Origin of the sequence: Pandoraea sp. E26, assembly GCF_000681415.1 — a bacterium.
In the GTDB taxonomy this organism is placed as follows: Bacteria; Pseudomonadota; Gammaproteobacteria; order Burkholderiales; family Burkholderiaceae; genus Pandoraea; species Pandoraea pnomenusa.
The window spans coordinates 97,325-114,980 of the sequence record NZ_AYXJ01000008.1 but is presented as its reverse complement, the minus strand read 5'-3'; the positions used below and the strand labels follow the sequence as shown (position 1 = coordinate 114,980).

The window sequence follows — 17,656 nt, the reverse complement described above, 5'->3', positions numbered from 1 at the left end:
CCTATCGTGATGGCCCCGCCGATCAGATCCACCTCGCGGGTTTCGTCGACCGGCGCCCCGTAGCCGAACGGGCGCTCAGCGTCGGCAGTGGTCTCGATCATGTGATACCGCAGTCCTCGCGCGGTGCCCGCGCAGAAACGGCCGACGCCGCCACCATACGTATAGCGGGATAACGCCGCACGCAGGGACTCGCCGAGATTCGCACCAGACCGGATCGTCACGCGCAGTTCGTGCTGCCCGCTCAACACGCAGTCTTCCACACGGGGTAACGTGGGGACGCCTGCATGCCGATAGATCCGCGAAAGCGCAGGTTTCATAGTCGATAGTCTCCTTGCTCTTCGAGCATCGTCTTGATTTGCTTCTTCACGATCTTGCCGTAGCCCGACTTGGGCATGGCATTCCAGAAAACGAAGCGACGCGGCCACTTGTATCGGGCAATGCGCGCCTCGAGATGTCCGAGCAGTTCATCGGCCTGTGCGGCCATGCCTTCCCGGGCGACCACCACCGCGAGCCCGCTCTCGCCCCACTTCGGGTCGGGCACGCCGAGCACCGCACACTCCGACACGGCCGGATGCGTGAGCAGGGCCTCCTCGATTTCGCGCGGATAGACGTTCGAGCCGCCCGAAATGTACATGTCGGACGCGCGTCCCGTGATGTAGAGGAAGCCCTGCGCGTCGACGTGGCCCAGATCGCCCGTATGGAACCAGTCATCCTTGAACGCCTTGGCATTCGCATCCGGATTGTTGTGATAGCCCATGAAGACGGCGGGACCGCGCACGCAGATCTCACCCGAGGCGAACGGCGGCTGACGCTCGCCGCGCTCGTCGAGAATCGCCACCTCCATGCCGGTGCGCGGCATGCCGCACGTGCCCACGCGCGCATCGGGCGCATCGTCGTCTTCGCCATGCAGCCACGGCGGCAACACAGTGATGTTGCCGGTCACCTCGCCCAGCCCGTAGTACTGCACCAGCACACGCCCCAGCTTCCGCAGCGCGTATTTCTGGTCGGCGCGATACATGGGCGCACCCGCGTAGATCACGAAACGCAGCGAGCTGTGGTCGTACTGGTCCACCGCCGGATCCTCCACGAGCATCTTCACGATGGTGGGCACCGTGAACATGTTGTCCACGCGATGGCGCTCGATCGCCTGCCACACCTGCGCCGCGTCCATCTTTTCGCCCGGCAGCAGCACGCTCGCCGCGCCGCGCGCGGTGTTGACGATGGCGTGGATACCGGCACCGTGCGAGAGCGGTGCGACGACCATCGAGCGGCTGCGATACGTGATGCCGGGCATCAGGTCGGCCAGATGGTTCGTGACGACGAACGCCATCTGCCCGTGCGAGAGCACACCCGCTTTCGGATGCCCGGTCGTGCCGGACGTGTAGAAGAACCACAGCGGGTCCTCGTACTCGACTTCCGCCTCGTAACCGGCCGCGCCCATATGCGCGGCCACGAGCGTTTCGTAATGGAACTCGCCCGCACGCGGCGCACCCAGCGCGATCACATGACGCAGGGCGGGCGACGCGGCACGCACGGCGTCGACGTGTCCCTCGAAGCCGGCGTCGTAGATCATCACGCACGCACCGCTCGATTGCCCGAGATACGCCGCCTCGGGTGCGGTAATGCGGAAGTTCGTCGGCACCCACACGGCGCCGAGGCGAAACGCGATCCACGCGCTCTCGAAAATCGGCAGGTTGTTGCGCGAGTGCACCAGCAACTTGTCGCCCTTGCCCACGCCCAACTTGCGCAGCGCGTCGACGGCCGCATTCACGCGAGCGTCGATCTGCGCCCACGTGGTGACCTTGTCGCCGACGATCAATCCGGGCTCGTCCGGGTGACGCCGGGCAACGTCGGCCAGCAGCCGGCCGAGATTCATGACCTTCTTGAGCATGTCGCTCGTCTCCTCTACTTTCTTATGGCTCAGTCTTGCGATATGACGGGCCCGGCCAGCGCCGGGCCACCTGCCTGACATGCTTCGCCCCCCCCCAACGGTCCGGCGTGCGTCGATGGACTTCGATGCGGCTTGCGACGCGATGCGCATTGATGCACACCCATGCGCATCGATGCACCTCAGTGCGCCGGACTACGCCTCATCGCGCCTCGAGAATGCTGACGTAATTGGCGACGGCCGCGCCGCCCATGTTGAACACGCCCGCAAGCTTCGCGTTGGGGATCTGCATCTCGCCGGCGGTGCCCGTGAGCTGCATGGCCGCCATCACGTGCATCGACACGCCCGTCGCGCCGACCGGATGTCCCTTGGCCTTGAGGCCGCCCGACGGGTTGACCGGTAGCAGACCATTCTTCTCCGTCAGGCCCTCGGCGATCACGTTGGCCCCCTGGCCGGGCTTCGCGAGTCCCATCGCCTCGTACTCGATCAGTTCGGCGATGGTGAAACAGTCATGCGTCTCGACCAGCGACAAGTCCTTCAGCGACACGCCCGCCACGCCCAGCGCCTGACGCCAGGCGTGCTGACCGCCCTCGAAGGCCAGCGGGTCACGGCGCGAAAGCGGCAGGTAATCGTTGACCTGCACGGCCGCGCGAAAGCCCACGGCCTTGGGCATCGTGCGTGCGACGTCGGCCGAGGAGATCACCAGCGCGGCGGCCCCGTCGGAGACCATCGAGCAATCGGTGCGCTTGAGCGGTCCGGCGACGAACGGATTCTTCTCCGAGACGTTGCGGCAGAAGTCGTAGCCGAAGTCGCGGCGCATGTGCGCGTAGGGATTCACCGCGCCATTGCGATGATTCTTCGCTGCGATGCGTGCAAGCGCGTCGGACTGATCGCCGTAACGCTCGAAGTAGGTTTGCGCGATCGTGCCGAACACGCCGGCAAAGCCGCCCGGAATGCCCGCCTCTTCCCGCGCGTAGCTGCATTTGAGCAGGACGTCGCCGACTTGCGGGGTGGCCAGCTCGGTCATCTTCTCGAAGCCGATCACTAGCACGTGCGTCGCCTTGCCGGCCTCGACGGATTGCAAGCCGCCGTGCACCGCGGCCGAACCCGTGGCGCAGGCGTTCTCGTAGCGCGTGGCGGGCTTGAAGCGCAGCCCGGGAATGCGGTTGAAGACGAGCGAGGACGGAAAGTCCTGATACAGGAAACCGCCGTTGAAGGTGCCGACATGAATCGAGTCGATCTGCTCGGGCGCGAGGCCCGCGTCGTCGAGAGCGGCTTGTGCGACATCGGCCAGCAGAACTTCGGCATCGACGTTATCGAGTTTGCCGAACTGGGAGTGGGCCCAGCCGGTAAGGCATGCAGCAACCATGAAGTGTTCTCCGGAAAATTGGGGTCATCCAGACTCCGGTGAGCAATTTCGATGCCAGACAAATGCGCCTGCCCGATTTGACGTGATGCGGGCGCCATTCGGTGCGGCGCGGGCGGCGTCGACCTGCCCCCTGCGTCCTCCTTGCAGCGGCGACGCTTGTGGCGCGCCGGCAATTGACGCAAGCGTAAAGCGCGTGTCACCCGCCGGGCAAGTGAATTCGACTGCACCCCGCGTGAGGCGAATTTGCTGTGCCGCAACACGCCGGGTATGTCGCGCGGTCGATGCGACACCTGTCGCATCGCGACGATGTCCGGCCTGCGACAGGTGTCGCAAACTGCGCGGCGGATGCGACACCTGTCGCACCGCGACGCGTCGCGCACGCCAGCGGCTTCGTCATCGCCGAGGGGCGAACCGGTCGCGCCGCGCGCCGCACCCATCAAGCGAAAGCCAGCGAGACAGCGCGGGGCGCGCGTGGTGGCGCGTGGCGGCGATGCGAGGGAATTCACCGATGCTTAACAACGTAAGGGTTTTCCCGCTCGGCGCGCGATCTGGCATTCGACTTGCGTAAGATAGCCAGGCCACTCGCACGCCGCAGGACGCGAGCCGGCCGGGGCGCTGCAAGGCAACACGCTGGCGCGCCTCGCGCTTCAGATGCGGTCACCAAACCAATAAACAGGAGACATGCAGTATGAGCACCATGGATCGCCGCCACTTCATCAAGGTCGTGGCAGCCACGTCGGCAGCCGCTGCGACGGGGTTGTACCAGACGCAGGCACACGCCGCCGAATTCACGCTGAAGTTCGCGAACAATCTCCCCGTCAGCCACCCGATGAATATCCGCGCCAAGGAGATGGCGCAGAAGATCGCCGAGCAGTCGAAGGGCCGCATCGACTTCCAGATCTATCCGAACAACCAGCTCGGCAGCGACAGCGACATGCTGAGCCAGATCCGCGCAGGCGCGATCGACTACTTCACGCTCTCGCCGCTGATTCTCGGCACGCTCGTGCCGTCGGCACAGATCTCCGGCGTGGGCTTCGCATTCAAGGACTACAGCCAGGTGTGGGCCGCCATGGACGGCGACCTCGGTGCGCACGTGCGCGGCCAGATCGCCAAGACCTCGGTGTTCGCCTTCGACAGGATCTGGGAGAACGGCTATCGACAGATCACCACGAGCAGCCGTCCGATCAACTCGCCCGCCGATCTCAAGGGCCTGAAGATCCGCGTGCCGACGAGCCCGCTGTGGACGTCGATGTTCAAGGCGTTCGACGCATCGCCCACGTCGATCAACTTCGCCGAAGTGTATTCGGCCCTGCAGACGCACATCGTCGAAGCGCAGGAAAACCCGCTGGCATTGCTGACCACGGCCAAGCTCTACGAAGTGCAGAAGTACGTATCGATGACGAATCACATGTGGGACGGCTTCTGGTTCCTCGCCAACAAGCAGAAGTGGGACAAGCTGCCCAAGGATCTGCAGGCGATCGTGACGGCCAACGTGAACGCTGCCGCCATGGCGCAGCGCGACGACGTGCGCAAGCTCAACGACGGCGTGATGGCGGAGCTCAAGCAGAAGGGCCTCGTGTTCAATGCGCCGAACAACGAGCAATTCCGCGACAAGCTTCGCAGCGCGGGCTTCTATGCCGAATGGCACAAGAAGTTCGGCGATGAGGCTTGGGCCATGTTGGAAAAGTACACCGGGAAGCTCGCGTAAATGGAAACGTTGACGATGACGGCCGAGCCGACGCACGCGCTCGCCCGCCTCTTCTGCCACGTCAACCGCGCGGTGATGAAAGTCACCGAGGCGGTTGCCGTGCTGCTGGTGGTGGCGGAGACACTCATCCTGCTCGCGGGCGTGATCTCGCGTTACGGGTTCGACAATCCGCTCACGTGGTCGGACGAGCTCGCCCAGATCCTGTTCATCTGGCTATCGATGCTCGGCGCCGTGCTGGCGCTCGACCGGGGCGAGCACATGCGTTTGTCCGCCATCGTCAACAAGCTCCCCGTTGCGTGGCGCGAATGGTTTCAGACCATGGCCGCGCTCACGGTCTGCGTGTTCGTGGCACTCATCATCATGCCCGCATACACGCATGCCATCGAACAGATGGACATCACCACGCCGGCACTGGAAATTCCGGACGGTCTGCGCGCCGCGGCGCTCCCGGTCGGCGCCGGTCTGATGCTCATCGCCGCGATTTCGCGGCTGGCTCGCTGCTCGAGCATGCGCCAGCTGGGCCTGGGCGTGCTGGTCGTGGCCGCCCTCGGTGCGGCACTCTGGCTCGGACGCCCGGCGCTCATCGCCATGGGCAACTACAACCTGCTGGTGTTCTTCGTGCTGATCGTGGGCGCCTGCGTGGCAGGCGGAATTCCCATCGCCTTCGCGTTCGGCACCGCGACACTGGCGTATCTCGCGCTGGTCACCGACGCACCGTTGCAGATCGTGGTGAGCCGCATGGACGAAGGCATGTCCGGTCTCATCCTGCTGTCGGTGCCGCTGTTCGTGCTGCTCGGCGCGCTCATCGAGATGAGCGGTCTCGCCCGCAGCCTGATCGAATTCATGGCCTCGCTGCTCGGGCATGTGCGCGGCGGCCTGCAATACGTGCTGCTCGGCGCGATGTTCCTCGTGTCCGGCATCTCCGGCTCAAAGGCTGCCGACATGGCGGCCGTGGCCCCGGCACTCTTTCCCGAAATGCAACGCCGCGGCTCCAAGCCGGAAGACCTCGTCGCGCTGCTCTCGTCGACCGGCGCCATGACCGAGACGATTCCGCCAAGTCTCGTGCTGATTACCATCGGCGCGGTGTGCGGCGTGTCGATCACGGCCCTGTTCGTCGGCGGCCTGCTGCCCGCGGTCATCGCCACGCTCGCCATCGTGGTCGTCTGCTTTGCCCGCTCGCGCAAGGAAGCGCCGCACGCGGCGAAACGCGCGCCGTGGAGCGTGATCGGCAAGACCTTCATCGTGGCGCTGCCCGCCCTGGCCCTGCCGATCCTGATTCGCACGGCCGTGATCGAGGGCGCCGCCACGGCCACCGAGGTCTCGACCGTCGGCATCGCGTACACGATCGTGATCGGCCTGATCGTCCACATCTTCAAGAAGCATCTCGACTTCAAGCGCCTGTACCCGCTGCTCACCGAGACGGCCGCGCTGTCCGGTGCCATCCTGCTCATCATCGGCATGGCCACCGCCATGGCATGGGCACTGACGCAGTCGGGCTTCTCCGCGAAGCTCGTCGGCCTGATGCATGGCGTGCCGGGCGGGCAGATCGGCTTCCTGCTCATTTCGATGGTCGTGTTCATCGTGCTCGGCAGCGTGCTCGAGGGCATTCCCGCGATCGTGCTGTTCGGGCCGCTGCTCTTCCCGGTCGCCCGTTCGATGGGCATTCACGACGTGCACTACGCCATGGTCGTGATCCTGTCGATGGGCATGGGCCTGTTCGCACCGCCGCTGGGCGTGGGCTTCTACGCCGCATGCGCCATCGGCAAGACCTCACCGGACAAGGTCTTCAACCGGATGTGGACCTATATGGGCGCGCTGCTCGTGGCCTTGCTCATCGTGGTTTTCGTCCCCTGGATCTCGATCGGTTTCCTGAAGTAAGACACATTCACTAACGTTTTTACCGACGGGCTCCGCCGCGCAGCTGGCGGCGGGGCCCGTGCTGTAGAAGTCAATAAATTTAGGAGTCCATAGCATGACGGAGAAAGTTGCAGTGGTCACGGGCGGCGGCATGGGCATTGGCGCCGCCATTTGCGAACGATTGGTCAAGGACGGCATGACGGTGGTGGTGGCCGATCTGAACGAAGGCGCGGCGGCGGAGACGGCGGCGAAGCTGAGCGCGGCAGGTGGCAACGCGTGGGCGCTGACCATGAATGTGGGCGATGCGCAATCGATCGCCGACGGCTTTGCACAGGTCGCGCAGCGTCACGGGCGTTGCGACGTGCTCGTGAACAACGCAGGGATCGCCAAGACGTTTCCGTTCCTCGACTATCCGATCGATCACTGGCATCAGGTGATGAATGTGAACCTCACCGGCACGCTGCTGTGCGGTCAGCACGCCGCGCGTCTCATGCGCGAGCAGCGCTGGGGGCGGATCGTGAACCTGGCGTCGGTCGCGGGCATCTTGGCCAGCGCCGGGCGCACGGCCTACGGCACGTCGAAGGCGGCGGTCATCGGTCTCACCCGTCAGATGGCCATCGAGCTCGCCCCCTTCGGTATTACGGCAAACGGCATCGCCCCGGGTCCGGTCGACACGCCGCTCACGCAAGCGCTGCATTCCGACATCTCGCGCCGTCACTATACGGAGACCACGCCGCTGGGGCGCTACGGCCAACCGCGAGAGATCGCGGGCGCGGTCAGCTTCCTGGCGTCGGAAGATTCGTCGTATGTCACTGGCCATATCCTGCCAGTCGACGGCGGTTTCGTGGCGGCCGGTATCCTCGAGATCTGACGCCGTCCGGGCCCGTCACTTCGCCTCCATCGCTCAGCGCAGGCGGGTGTCCGGCAGGTCGGGCACCAGCCGCGCCCCCGGCGCGCGCTGCATCTCGCGCCACACCTCGCGCGCATTTTCCACGAACGTGGCCACGCACGGGTTGTGATTGTCCCGGCTCCACAACAACGCCACCTCGGCCACCGGCGCGTTGTGCAAGGGCTTGAAGACCGCACTGCCCGACGCGCTCGTGCTGCTCATCGACATCGGCACCATCGCGACGCCCAGCCCTTCCCCCACGAGGTTGATAATCGTCTGCTGAAGATTGGTCTCGAGCCGGATATGCGGCGAAAAGCCCGCGCGGCGGCAATGGTCGACGATCAGGTCGTAGACGAGCGGCGCGATCTCGCGCGGAATGCTCACGAAGGACTCGTCGGCGAGCTGGGAGGCGTCGAGCACGTCGACCGACGCCAGGGCGTGCGTGCGCGGCAATACCGCCACCATCTCCTCGCGAAACACCGTCGCCGTCTCCACCCCCGTGAGATCTTCGGGACGGTACATGATGCCGACGTCGATCTTCCCCGCCCGCACCGCGTCGGCCAACAGGTTCGGCAGCGTCTCCGCGAGTTTCATGTCGACGCGCGAGTAGGCCGCGGCGTATGTGCGCGTAAGCGCCGGCAGAATGTTGTACGCCGAGGACATCATGAAGCCAACCGTGATGGCGCCGTCCTCTCCCCGGCTCGCCGCGACCACATTGCGCCGTGCGCGGTCGACCGAGTTGAGGATTTCCACTGCATCCTGATAGAAGCGGGCCCCCGCGCGCGTGAGTCTCACGCTTCTGCGCGTGCGCTCGAACAACCGCACGCCCAGCTCGGCCTCCATGAGGGCAATCTGGCGCGATAACGGCGGCTGCGAGATGTGCAGCTGCTGGGCCGCGCGGCCGAAATGCAGGGTCTCCGCGAGCACCACGAAATATTGGAAATGACGCAGCTCGATCATCTGATACCTCAGAGGTATTAATAGCGCATCAATATTGTATTGGATGTTATGACTCTCGAGTCGTATCCTGCATTGGCGATTGGCCACCCGAGCCGGTCGCAATATAAAGAGACGTCAGGAATCGCCAGGCCACAAGCCACCGACGGCGCCCTTTCGTACCGATACGAGAAGGAGACAAGTCATGCCCGCTCACCTCGCTGTAGCGTCCGCCCCCGCTCGACCTGTCGGCCACGCCGCCCCCCACGGCGCCGCCAATGCCAATACCGCGTTCAGCAGCATCGCCGCGATCGCCGAACGCATCGCCCGCCTGCCGGTCCCCCCTGCCGCCCCCATCACCGCCGCCGCGCCCGATTCGGCATCGACCCGCGGCATGCGCCCCGACTATCTCGCCATCGACGATCTGAGCGGCACCGATGCCCGCATGCGCGAACTGCTCGCGCGCGGCAAGCGCTTCGTCGATCGCGGCATCCCGGTACTGATTCTCGGAGAGACAGGCACCGGCAAGGAGTTTCTCGCCCGCGCGCTGCATGCCTACAGCGAGCGGCGCGCGCAGGCATTCGTCGCCATCAATACGGCGTCGTTGCCGGAGCATCTCGTCGAGAGCGAGTTGTTCGGATATCAGCGCGGCGCATTTTCCGGCGCCCTTCCGGGCGGGATGAAGGGCAAGCTGCAACAGGCCGACGGCGGCACCCTCTTTCTCGATGAGATCGGCGACATGCCCTTTGCGATGCAGACGCGCCTGCTGCGGGTGCTGTCCGAGCGCGAGGTCACGCCGCTGGGCGGGAGCCATCCCGTGCCCGTCGACGTGCAACTGATTTGCGCCACGCACCAGGATCTGGCCAGCGCCGTAGCGAACGGGACATTCCGCGAAGATCTTTATTACCGCATCGCGGTCGGCGTTCTCACGCTGCCCACGCTGCGCGAGCGCGAGGATAAATCGGAGCTGATCGCGCGCATGCTTTGCGACGAGTGGCCCGGACTGCGCGCCGATCAGGCGCTCGCCCGCGTGTCACCGCAAGCGCTGTCTTGTCTGCTCACCCACGCATGGCCGGGAAACCTGCGCCAAATGCGCGCCGCGTTGCGCTACGCATGTGCCGTCATGAGCACAAACCAGTTGTGTGTAAACGATCTGCCGCCGGAACTCGTTGGGGCGTCGCGCGGCACGTCGGCGGGGAGTACACCGATGGCGCCCGCGACCTCGTCGCGCGTCGAAATCGAGGCTTCGGCGATGTCGCGCGAAATACCTGGCGGGGTGCACGACCGTCAGGCCCGTGATGCGCGCCAGGGAAACGAGAGCGAAGTCGAGCGGGAGCGCATTCTGCAGGCGCTCGCGCAACATCGCTGGAATATTTCGGCCGCCGCGCGCACGCTCGGGTTCTGTCGTGCGTCGCTATATCGAAAGCTCAAGCAGTTGAGCATTCCGCATGTGCGCGATTGCGGCGACGCCCTCAATGCGGCTCACTTCGCGTAGAGGCGACGCAACGGTCGAGGTGTCGGGTGGCGGCGACGCCAGACGACAATGAAGGTCGCACGGGGCATGGGAAAAGCGCGGGCAAAAAAAAGCGCGGCCAATGAGGCCGCGCCAAGGTTTGGAGACTTTTCACTCAACGCAAAAGTCTACTTCTCGCGGAACGTAGTATAGGTCTGGCGTCGAAAATCATTGTCATCATTCGACGCAATGAATTATTCGAGGACTCGCAATAGTCTCGTAAAACTGCATGAATAAAGGGTTTTTCGGTGAGGTCCGAGTTTTTCCACGCACAAAAATCTAAGACATCACTCATTACGCGCGATGGAGGCAAGGCGATGATGTGCTCATCGGGGCCCACTTGCATGTCACGTGCGCTTTTCGATTTCATCGTCATCAGCGATGAGGTACGAGGTGTCGAAAACGAGGCCTACGTCGACGCGACACGTTTCGTGCGATGCGCCCGCCGCGCGAACCGCCTCTGCGACATGATCACGCAGCGCCGGAACTAATCGGACCCACGCGTGTCGCGCGCAAATCCAGCACTGACAACGCTTCCGACGCGCTTTCGCAGGTCGCTCTCACTGTGTCCCGAGCGCAACACACTTCGCTTGCATCGGCATTTCTCGCCTACGCTTAATCAAGCCGATCCCTTGTCACACAACGCTTTGCGACACGTTTGCATGATTCTTTTCAGATATGAAATAGATTCTTGCGGATTCTGAAATAGGCGGGAGTAGCGCTCACTCATACACTGCCCCCTGTCAACAGAGCAGTGCCGATACCTGATCGGGTCCGCGAATGACAAACCGTCACCTCGACATGTTCTGTTTCGCCGCGTTCTGTTTTCACGCGAATTCTGCGATTCGTGTCACGTTACTGGAGCTTAAACCATGAAAAAAACTCTTCTTGCCGCGGCCGCCATCGGCGCGTTCTCGGTGGGCGCGCACGCACAAAGCAGCGTCACCCTGTACGGCTTGATCGACGCTGGCGTTGCCTACACCAGCAACTCGACCAACACGATCGGTGCTTCGGGTTCGAAGAACTTCCGCGCCACGAGCGGCCTGGTCAACGGCAGCCGTTGGGGCCTGAAGGGCTCGGAAGACCTGGGTGGCGGTAACAAGGCCATCTTCGTGCTGGAAAACGGTTTCTCGATCAACAACGGCAGCCTGGGCCAAAACAACCGCATGTTCGGTCGTCAAGCCTTCGTCGGCCTGCAGAACGACAAGTTCGGCTCGGTCACGATCGGTCGTCAGTACGACTCGCTGGTTGATTACCTGGCTCCGCTGACCCTGAACGGTTCGTCGTTCGGCGGCACGATCGCAGCGCACCCGTACGATAACGACAACACGAACAACTCGTTCCGTGTGAACAACTCGGTGAAGTACTCGAGCGCCAACTACAACGGCCTGACCTTCGGCGGCCTGTATGGCTTCTCGAACAAGGCCGGCGATTTCGCCAACAACCGTGCATTCAGCGCCGGCGTGAACTACGCGAACGGCCCGCTGACGGTTGCCGCCGCTTACTTGGAGCGCCAAGGCAATCCGGGTAACAACAACGCAAGCGGCGCCGTCGATACGTCGGCCGGTGGCGACTCGGTCTTCAACGCGCAGAAGCAACGCGTCTGGGGTATCGGTGGTAACTACGCCTTCGGCCCGGCAACTGTCGGCCTGGTGTACACCCACACGCAACTCCAAGGCCTGTCGGGCATCAACTTCAACAGCACCGCCGTTGGCTTCAACAACGACGGTCTGAAGTTCGACAACTTCGAAGTCAACGGTCGCTACATGCTGACCCCGGCAGTCTCGCTGTCGGCCGCGTACACGTACACGATGGCCAAGCAGGATTCGACGGACAAGAAGCCGAAGTTCCACACCGTTACGCTGCAAGCCGACTACCGTCTGTCGAAGCGCACCGATGTGTACCTGACGGGTTCGTACCAGCACATCTCCGACAACGAAGGCACGGGCCTCGCAGCCGGTGTCGGCGCTGCCGGCGGTATGTCGTCGACCAGCTCGCAAACCGTTGTGGGCACGGGTATCCGTCACCGCTTCTAAGCCAGGCGGCGCGCGTACCGCAGCGACATCGCGGTACGCCTGACACAAAAAAGGGCAGCCTCCGGGCTGCCCTTTTTTCGTGGGCGCGACGCCTGCGCTCGGCAGCGTCGCCCCCATTCTCTTCGCTTCGCCTCAGAAGCGCGTCTCGCGCGCCGCACGCAGGAAGTTGTCGAGTACCGGCGTGCAATCGAGGAACTCCGGCCCGCCGGCCCGGTGAAACTCCGGGTGCCACTGCAAGCCCATCACGAACGGCGCCTTGCGGTAGCGGATTGCCTCGACCACGCCGTCTTCCGCACACACGGCCTCCACGCTCAGGTCGCGCCCGAGCGTTTTCACCGACTGGTGGTGGATCGAGTTGACGATCGGCACATCGACCGGCGCGAGCATTTGCGCGAGCGACGATCCCTCGGGGAACGTCAGCGTATGACGGTTGTGCTCGTACGTCTCGGTGACGTGCGGAATCGCTTCAGGCAGATCGGTCGCAATGTCCTGGTGCAACGTGCCGCCGAACGCCACGTTGATGAGCTGACACCCCCGGCACACGCCGAGAATCGGCTTGCCCTGTTCGACGAACTCGTGCAGCAGTTCGAGTTCGTACATGTCGCGCATGCGGTCGCCCTGCCATTCGTGACGCGTCGCCACTTCCGAATAGGTCAGCGGCGAGACGTCCGCCCCGCCCTGCAGCACCAGACCATCCAGATGCTTCGCGTAATCGTGCAGGCGAATGTGGCTTGGATGGAGCAGGCCTTGTGTGTCGACCGTCGGAATCATGAACACCAGCACGTCGCGCGACATCACCCAGTGCGCGATCGACTCTTCGAGGTATTGCAGCGTCTTGCTGCGCAACCCCTTCGAACCGGGCTCCGGATGAAAGATGCGTGCCGAGATACCGATCTTCAGCGTGCGCTGCGTGATGCGCTGGCCCGCACGGTCGTACCAGGCGCGAAAGCGGGCCGACATGATGCGTCGCAGAACCGACCACGGGGAGTCCCCCGCCTGAAGGTAGGACGGCTGACCGCCCATCGACGCCGGACTGCCGGGACGCGGCGCCGAGCCGAACGACGGCTGATGCGGTGGCTCCACACCACCACCGCCCGCGGCGCCCCCCGTCTCCCCCGCCTCCCCGATCTGACCGCCCGCGCTGCCGACGCCGGCCGCCTTGACGTCGTCGCCCGATGCCGGCGTCGGCGCGCCGATCGGATTGCGATCCGACGCCACCTCCGCAGCGGACGCCTGGGCGACGGGTTTGGCGGACGGGGCCGCCGCGGGCTGGGAAGGCTGCGCCTGGGCATCACCGGGCTGGACCGGGCGCGTCAGCGTGTCGGGATTCGGCGGCATGTCCGACGAGCCTTCCGCCGTGCCGGCGACCGGCTTGGCGGTGGCCCGCGGCGAGGCCGGTGTGGCCGACGTCGCGTAGTCGGATGATGGCGTGGATGAGGTCGATGCCGTGCCCCCGGACGCGCCGGCAATGCTGCCGGTGTCGGTGGCCGGAGGTGTCGGTTGTGGCGTTGCGCTCTTGCTCGTCTCGGATTCAGGCTTCTGGGGCTGCTGCGGCGATTTCGGGTCTTGAGCGTCGGTCATGATGGCGTTGGGAAGGCGTCCGCGAAGGGGGAAAGATGGATTGACCACTGCGGCCGGGAAATTATCCCGCCGCCCCGGTCCCACCGCAACCGGGAAAGCCGATCGCGCGGCAAGCCGCTTGCGGCATGGCGATGGACGACGATCGCGCGGCAAGCCGCTTGCGGCATGGCGATGGACGACGATCGCCCGAACTCGCCCTGAACGCGGCGATGAAACCGTCCCGTCGCCGCGATGTCGAAATGCATTGTCACGCGTTGAACGGCTGCGCGCCTCGTCGGCGAGACCGAAAGGCCACGCGTATAATCGCGACAATATGCAAGACATTCATCCAATTTGGGCGCGGTTCGCCACCATTGGACGAAAAAATGCCCGTCGCTGTCTGGCGGGCACGTGAGTATCAGGAGCCTGCAAGTGAAGCGTTTTCTCCGCCTGTGGCAGATCGCCCGCCACGACTTCCGCGTACTTTGGCACGCGGCCCGCGACCCGCGTCGTCCATGGTGGCTGTTGCCCGCCGTGGGCCTGCTCGTCGTGTACCTGCTGAGCCCGTTCGATCTCATCCCCGATTTCGTGCCAGTGTTCGGTTTGCTCGACGACGTGGTCGTGATCGGCATGGTGGTGCACTGGCTGATCGGCCGTCTGCCGTTCGATGTCCGCGAGGACGCTCGCGCCCACGTGTTCACGCAACGCGCCTGAGTCCGGGCACCGGAATCGATGCCGGGTCGATCCGGCGCTCCCGCCGCCTGGTCGGGTTACCGGCCGCGGGCGCGTCGGGATGGCTGCCCGGCCTCAGGGCATGAGCAGCGTCGAGCCGGTCGTCTTGCGCGCTTCGAGATCGCGGTGCGCCTGCGCCACGTCGGCCAGCGCATAGCGTTGATTGACCTCGATCTTCACGTCCCCCCGGGCCACGACGTCGAACAACTCGTTCGCGCTGGCCTCGAGATCGGCGCGTTTGGCCGTGTAGCTGAACAGCGTCGGACGCGTGAAGAACAGCGAGCCGCGCGACACGAGGTCAGCCGTGTTGATCTGCGTCACGGGCCCGGAGGCGCTGCCGAAGTTCACCATCATGCCCAGCGGACGCAGGCAGTCGAGCGAACCGATGAAAGTGTCCTTGCCGATGGAATCGTAGACGACCGGCACGCCTTCACCGCCCGTGATTTCCTTGACCCGCTCGACAAAGTTCTCGCGGGTGTACACGATCGGGTGATTGCAGCCATGCCGGCGTGCGAGCGCCGCCTTCTCGTCGGAGCCGACGGTGCCGATCACCGTCGCGCCGAGCGCCCTGGCCCACTGACAGACGATCAGGCCCACGCCGCCTGCGGCCGCATGGATCAGGATCGTGTCGCCCGCCTTGACCGGGTAGGTGCGGCGCAGCAGATACTGCGCGGTCATGCCTTGCAGCATCATCGCGGCGGCCTGGTCGTCGCTGATCGCGTCCGGCACACGCACCAGCGGCGCGGCGGGCATGACGCGCGCCTGCGAATAGGCGCCGCACGGACGGCCCGCATAAGCCACGCGGTCGCCCGGCCTGACATGCGTCACGCCCTCCCCGACCGCTTCGACCACGCCCGCGGCTTCCATGCCGAGGCCGGCCGGCAGCGGCTGCGGATACAGACCGGTCCGGAAATAGACGTCGATGTAATTCAGACCGACGGCGTTGTGACGCACGCGCGCCTCGCCCGGACCGGGGTCGCCAACTTCGACGTCGACCCACTTCATCACTTCCGGCCCACCATTCTGTTCAATGCGAATCGCTTTGGTCATCCTCGCTCCTTCGATGCTTGGGTTATCAGGCCGCCTGTCGCGACGCGTCAGCCCTGCGGCTGCGCCGCCAGACGCACGATCAGTTGTTCGAGCAGCAGCCGCGCCGTGGCACTGTTGGTCGCGCACGGCACGTTGTGCACGTCGCACGCGCGCACCAGCGCGTTGATGTCGGGTTCATGGGGTTGCGGCGTCATCGGGTCGCGCAGGAACAGCACCATGTCCACCCGCCCTTCGGCCAGTTGCGCGCCGATCTGGAGGTCGCCGCCGTGCGGCCCCGAGAGCATGCGCTCCACCTCCAGGCCCAGTTCGGTGGCGATGCGCCCGCCCGTGGTGCCCGTGGCCACGAGCTGGCATTGACGCAGGACTTCCACGTAGTCGCGCGCGACCGCGAGAATCTCGTCCTTCTTCTTGTCGTGCGCGATGAGCGCGATTCGGACTTTGGGTACGGTCGATACAGTCATTGATGCGATCCCTTCGCTGGGTCGAGACACGGTGTGGTGAGGACGGTTCAGAAGGTGCCCGGATACGCGCCGCCGTCGATCAGCACGTTCTGTCCGGTAATGTAGGCCGCCTGCGCGCTGCACAGGAAAGCGCAGGTCGCGCCGAACTCCTGCGGCTGCCCGAAACGGCGCGCCGGAATGGCCGCGGCCCGCCTGGCCCGCGCTTCGTCCACCGTCTGCCCGCTCTTGTCGGCCCACGCCCGCATGGTGCCCGCGAGACGGTCGGTATCGAACGCACCCGGCAACAGATTGTTGATGGTGACGTTGTGCGAGACGGTCGTGCGCGCCAGCCCCGCAACAAAACCGGTCAGCCCCGAGCGTGCGCCGTTGGACAGGCCGAGAATGTCGATCGGCGCCTTCACGGCCGACGACGTGATATTCACGATGCGCCCGAAACCGCCCGCGATCATGCCATCCACGGTCGCCTTGATCAGTTCGATGGGGGTGAGCATGTTCGCGTCGAGCGCGCGAATCCAGTCGTCGCGCTGCCAGTCGCGGAAGTCGCCCGGAGGCGGACCGCCCGCATTCGTCACGAGAATATCGGGCTGCGGACAGGCGGCGAGCGCCTGGGCGCGCCCCTCGGGCGTGGTGATGTCGCAGGCCACCGCGCTCACGTCAACGCCGGTCGCGGCGCGAATCTCGTTCGCCGCGGCGTTCAGGGCGTCGGCCGTGCGCGCGACGATGACGAGGTTCACACCCGCCTCGGCCAGCGCCTGCGCACAGGCGCGCCCCAGGCCCTTGCTCGCGCCGCACACGAGTGCGGTGCGGCCCTTGATTCCCAGATCCATGTTCGGTCTTCCAGACAAGTCACGCATTGGTCGGATACGGCCCTCGGGCCATCTCCCCGCGATTCTAAGGGAATCGCGGGCGCGCCGCTGCCATCCGCATCGGTTAAAATCGCGGCCATGCGGGCCACACCGGCCCTGCCCCCGATTGCCTGCCATGAAACAAGACACCCGCTTCCCCAATCTCTATATCTGCGATCACCCGCTGATCCAGCACAAGCTCTCGCACATGCGCGACAAGGAAACCTCGACGCGCACGTTCCGCGGCCTGCTGCGCGAGATTACCTTGCTCATGGGATACGAAATCACGCGCGACCTGCCGCTCACGACCGAGCGCATCGACACGCCGATGGTCGCCATGGACGCCCCCGTCATCGCCGGAAAGAAGCTTGCCATCGTCCCCGTGCTGCGCGCGGGCGTCGGCATGAGCGACGGTCTGCTCGATCTGGTGCCGTCGGCGCGCGTCGGCCACATCGGCGTGTATCGCGACGAGCAACATCGTCCGGTTGAGTATCTGGTACGCCTGCCCGACGTGGCCGACCGCAGTTTCATTCTGTGCGATCCGATGGTCGCCACGGGCTATTCGGCCGTGCATGCCGTGGATGTGCTGCGCAAGCGCGGCGTGGCCGAAGAGAACATCGCCTTCCTCGCACTCGTGGCCGCGCCCGAAGGCGTCAAGGTGTTGCACGACGCGCATCCCGGCGTGAAGCTGTATGTCGCCTCGCTCGACGAGCGCCTGGACGATCACGCGTACATCATTCCGGGCCTGGGTGACGCGGGCGATCGCCTGTTCGGCACCAAGAACTGAAGCGGACGTAAAAAGCCCCGGTCGA

Annotated in this window: 14 protein-coding genes and 1 pseudogene; 7 read left to right on the top strand and 8 right to left on the bottom strand. The window is 64.9% G+C overall.

Going from position 1 to position 17,656, the window contains the following annotated elements:
* The 3 genes and pseudogenes from W930_RS26185 to W930_RS0105440 all read right to left on the bottom strand — a co-directional run.
* Positions 1-317 (bottom strand): annotated as a pseudogene (locus W930_RS26185) (hypothetical protein); the annotation flags it as partial.
* Positions 314-1,924 (bottom strand): acyl-CoA synthetase, encoded by a 1,611-nt coding sequence (locus W930_RS0105445; RefSeq protein ID WP_369798644.1) that lies wholly within the window; start codon positions 1,922-1,924, stop codon positions 314-316. The pseudogene W930_RS26185 and the gene W930_RS0105445, both read right to left, overlap by 4 nt.
* A 166-nt stretch (positions 1,925-2,090) precedes the next feature.
* The gene (locus W930_RS0105440) at positions 2,091-3,257 is read right to left on the bottom strand and encodes an acetyl-CoA acetyltransferase (protein ID WP_023594690.1); all 1,167 of its coding nucleotides are present in this window, start codon (positions 3,255-3,257) and stop codon (positions 2,091-2,093) included.
* A gap of 688 nt (positions 3,258-3,945) precedes the next feature.
* On the opposite strand from W930_RS0105440, the gene W930_RS0105430 reads away from it, so the two are divergent.
* The 3 genes from W930_RS0105430 (at position 3,946) to W930_RS0105420 (ending at position 7,693) form a co-directional block, all read left to right on the top strand.
* Complete coding sequence (locus W930_RS0105430; protein ID WP_023594688.1) at positions 3,946-4,965, top strand: TRAP transporter substrate-binding protein; 1,020 nt, start codon at positions 3,946-3,948, stop codon at positions 4,963-4,965.
* Between the two features lie 15 nt (positions 4,966-4,980).
* Complete coding sequence (locus W930_RS0105425) at positions 4,981-6,843, top strand: TRAP transporter large permease subunit (RefSeq protein ID WP_048806709.1); 1,863 nt, start codon at positions 4,981-4,983, stop codon at positions 6,841-6,843.
* Positions 6,844-6,937: 94 nt separating this feature from the next.
* Positions 6,938-7,693: an SDR family NAD(P)-dependent oxidoreductase gene (locus W930_RS0105420; protein ID WP_023594686.1), complete on the top strand. Its 756-nt coding sequence runs from the start codon at positions 6,938-6,940 to the stop codon at positions 7,691-7,693.
* A 33-nt stretch (positions 7,694-7,726) separates the two neighbouring features.
* On the opposite strand, the gene W930_RS0105415 is transcribed toward W930_RS0105420, so the two are convergent.
* Positions 7,727-8,671 carry a LysR family transcriptional regulator gene (locus W930_RS0105415; RefSeq protein ID WP_023872051.1) on the bottom strand — a complete coding sequence of 315 codons (945 nt, stop codon included), beginning with the start codon at positions 8,669-8,671 and terminating at the stop codon, positions 7,727-7,729.
* Between the two features lie 370 nt (positions 8,672-9,041).
* Between W930_RS0105415 and W930_RS0105410 the strand changes: the two genes are divergently transcribed.
* Both W930_RS0105410 and W930_RS0105400 read left to right on the top strand, forming a co-directional pair.
* Positions 9,042-10,142 carry a sigma-54-dependent Fis family transcriptional regulator gene (locus W930_RS0105410; RefSeq protein WP_028730844.1) on the top strand — a complete coding sequence of 367 codons (1,101 nt, stop codon included), beginning with the start codon at positions 9,042-9,044 and terminating at the stop codon, positions 10,140-10,142.
* An 890-nt stretch (positions 10,143-11,032) separates the two neighbouring features.
* Complete coding sequence (locus W930_RS0105400) at positions 11,033-12,196, top strand: porin (RefSeq protein WP_023594682.1); 1,164 nt, start codon at positions 11,033-11,035, stop codon at positions 12,194-12,196.
* Between the two features lie 132 nt (positions 12,197-12,328).
* On the opposite strand, the gene W930_RS0105395 is transcribed toward W930_RS0105400, so the two are convergent.
* Positions 12,329-13,777: a type 1 glutamine amidotransferase gene (locus W930_RS0105395; protein WP_023872053.1), complete on the bottom strand. Its 1,449-nt coding sequence runs from the start codon at positions 13,775-13,777 to the stop codon at positions 12,329-12,331.
* Positions 13,778-14,188: 411 nt separating this feature from the next.
* Between W930_RS0105395 and W930_RS0105390 the strand changes: the two genes are divergently transcribed.
* The gene (locus W930_RS0105390) at positions 14,189-14,470 is read left to right on the top strand and encodes a YkvA family protein (protein ID WP_023594680.1); all 282 of its coding nucleotides are present in this window, start codon (positions 14,189-14,191) and stop codon (positions 14,468-14,470) included.
* 93 nt (positions 14,471-14,563) lie between these two features.
* On the opposite strand, the gene W930_RS0105385 is transcribed toward W930_RS0105390, so the two are convergent.
* From W930_RS0105385 to W930_RS0105375, 3 genes are read right to left on the bottom strand one after another with little or no spacing between them, the layout of a single operon-like run.
* A complete protein-coding gene (locus tag W930_RS0105385) occupies positions 14,564-15,538 on the bottom strand; it encodes a quinone oxidoreductase (RefSeq protein ID WP_023872054.1) in 975 nt (324 codons plus the stop codon).
* Positions 15,539-15,585: 47 nt separating this feature from the next.
* Positions 15,586-15,999 carry a methylglyoxal synthase gene (locus W930_RS0105380; RefSeq protein ID WP_023872055.1) on the bottom strand — a complete coding sequence of 138 codons (414 nt, stop codon included), beginning with the start codon at positions 15,997-15,999 and terminating at the stop codon, positions 15,586-15,588.
* A 47-nt stretch (positions 16,000-16,046) separates the two neighbouring features.
* Entirely contained in the window at positions 16,047-16,826 is a 780-nt protein-coding gene (locus W930_RS0105375) for an SDR family oxidoreductase (RefSeq protein ID WP_023872056.1), read from the bottom strand.
* 154 nt (positions 16,827-16,980) lie between these two features.
* On the opposite strand from W930_RS0105375, the gene upp reads away from it, so the two are divergent.
* Positions 16,981-17,631, top strand: a complete 651-nt coding sequence (gene upp, locus W930_RS0105370; RefSeq protein ID WP_023594676.1) for a uracil phosphoribosyltransferase — start codon at positions 16,981-16,983, stop codon at positions 17,629-17,631.
* Positions 17,632-17,656 lie beyond the last annotated feature (25 nt).